This is a genomic window from Neisseria sp. P0008.S010, from assembly GCF_051962715.1.
Classification (GTDB): Bacteria; Pseudomonadota; Gammaproteobacteria; order Burkholderiales; family Neisseriaceae; genus Neisseria; species Neisseria elongata.
The window spans coordinates 1-2,509 of the sequence record NZ_JBQCVA010000087.1 but is presented as its reverse complement, the minus strand read 5'-3'; the positions used below and the strand labels follow the sequence as shown (position 1 = coordinate 2,509).

3 protein-coding genes are annotated in these 2,509 nt (G+C 36.9%); all 3 read right to left on the bottom strand.

Annotation, left to right across the window (positions count from 1 at the left end; translation table 11 throughout):
* Nucleotides 1-238 precede the first annotated feature (238 nt).
* Entirely contained in the window at nt 239-865 is a 627-nt protein-coding gene (locus tag ACTHSL_RS12365) for a hypothetical protein (RefSeq protein WP_440381628.1), read from the bottom strand.
* Between the two features lie 21 nt (nt 866-886).
* Entirely contained in the window at nt 887-2,047 is a 1,161-nt protein-coding gene (locus ACTHSL_RS12360; protein ID WP_440381627.1) for a polymorphic toxin type 44 domain-containing protein, read from the bottom strand.
* The coding region (locus tag ACTHSL_RS12355; RefSeq protein WP_440381626.1) for a DUF2345 domain-containing protein at nt 2,037-2,509 on the bottom strand (473 nt) is incomplete at its 5' end. The genes ACTHSL_RS12360 and ACTHSL_RS12355, both read right to left, overlap by 11 nt.

Below are 2,509 nucleotides of genomic sequence, written 5' to 3'. Positions count from 1 at the left end.
CGCGGACGGTGTAGCTGCGGCTTTTTTGGAATCGGTAGTCGACACCGGAGAAGCCGTGGTGCTTGAAGATGGCGGCAGCGATATCGGGGACGGTTTGGAAATGTTTTAAAGCCGCGAAGCGCGGCTCTAAAACAAAGCGGTAAACGGTTTCATCCTTGGAGACGGACAGCTTCTTGCACGAAGTGATGATGCCCTGCCATTGTTTCGCAGGAGGGTCGTCCGAACCGGCATAACTAATCTATCTCTTATAATTGCAAGCAAAGGTTTTTATTTCCCATAGTAATTCGTTTTTTTCCACATTTTCTCCACTTATATCTAATCTGATTTGACAAATTTCCTTAGCTTCTTTGCAAATTGGATATTCTTCCCTAGATTTACTAAAACAAACAACATTTCTGTCCGGTGCGCTTATATCTTCTCCATAAAATGAATACTCATGTACAAATTCGAACCATTCAGTATTCATTTCTCTATGTTCCGTTACACTAAAAAATACTATATGCAGAAGATCATTAGTCATCATTTTGAAAACCAATGTTGAATTTTTTGGAATTTCTATATTTTGTCGCATAATTCTTTTTGTCATGTAGTATTCGTATTTTGCATCTCCATTAGAAGGGTAGTCATAATAATAGTGCACTTCAATTGGATAATCATTCTGATTATGTACTTTAATATGGCGTACATTCTTATTTTCACATGAATACTTATCACCATTCCCAATTAGCATCCACTCTTTATGTTCAGAAAGAAATCTCTTGCACCATAACTCTTTTCCAGATGTGCTAATCCAAACATAAGATAATAGTAATGCTAAAACAATAAAAGGGGAAGAAACTATAAAAAATAAGATTTTTTTACTCATTTTTTTAACTTTCTTTAATATTTATTTCCTATCATCTTGTTTTGGCTTTATCCAATTACCCTTATGACAATTTTCTTTATGTAATGCTTTCGCACCTTTTAATTTAGCCTTATCTGTCAGATCTAACAGTTGTAAAATCCGTTCCTTTTTCGGCTTAATACCTTTCATATATTCGTTATACATTACATATCCCAATTCAATAGTAACTTGATCTTCAGGGTTATCCCATTGTTTAGAATTACCCGACCAAAATCTCAGCATAAGCTCCTGCCAAGCTACTGCTTTCCCTTTATAATCCTGCATTAATTGAGCTGCCCCCGCACCATAATTTAATTCCTCTTCAGTAAATCCACATACCCTACCAATGAAACCATAATGAATATTTGACCATACATCGTAAAAATAATCAAAATCCTTATAACGATGATAGTGCCCTTCTTTCCTTTGGTTTCCATCTAAAGATAATACCCTAAACTCATGATTTGCTGCGATTTTTGGCTTATGATCCCATGGTTTATCGTAATCTATTTGCTCTTGAAATAACAAATACGCTTTTGAATTTAAAGTTGCTTTTCTCCCCATGAGAATACTGAGCGCATGAGATCCATTTAATATAATTTCTTTAGTACTTAATGGGTTTGTCGCCATTGCATTTAGTGATTGCAGTTCCTTCGTAATAGGGTGCCTGATATTTTTATTCATCTCCTCAGCAATATAATGTGCAATAGCATGAGCTCCTTCATTAGTGTGTAAGCAGCCAAACTTTTGCTCTTCCACCGTTTTAACTTGCTGAGTCTGTGCCGCTGACATTTTCCACCTGCCTATAATTGTTCTTCCGCTCTCTAATGAGACTGGAAAAGAAAAATTTACTCCAAGTGGCTGATCATTTAAATAAAGGGTAAATACCGCTTTGAATTGTTTTAGATAATCTTCAAATTCCGCATCAGTAAACGCTTTATCAAAATATCCTAGATATTTTTCTTTATGATTTGGTCTCTCAATATCCCAAAAATGCTCCTTAGATTGCAGCGTTGTAGAAAAACTTTGTAGCCGATTAGGAGAAATTATTTGAATATCTTTAGTTTTGGGATGAGTAAGTTTAAGGGAGTAATGCAAATGTGTAATTTTTATACCTGCATTAGTTTCAATTTTTAATCTTGCATAGACTCTTCTAGTGCTCATAGCTATCTTCCAATAAATGAATAGAAACGTTTTCGGATTTGTCGCTGAAAAAAACTTCGGTAAAACCATTTTCATCCGTTATTCCGGTTGTTGTTGAACCGTCTTCTCTAAATGCAAGGTATTTTTTTCTTGCATATATATTTCCACTTTCATCCTGCATTTTAAATTGAACATTATATGCCCGAGTAAATGGTTTCATAGGATAAGAATATGCATTCGCCCCACCCACCACCAACGGCGCCCTCACCCGCACCACCTTCGGACTCCCGATCTCAACTTCTCCGTTACTCAGTTTGATATACGCCCCTTTGCAGGTAATCAGTATCTCTTCCTTCGCCGCAATGGTGATTTTCCCTGCGCTGCTGGTTAACGTTGCGTCTTTCAGCGCATTCAGTTGCAATTCGTCGTTCTGTGCCTGTACGGTGACTGCACCCTGGTTGGCCTGTACTTTGATTCCTTGGC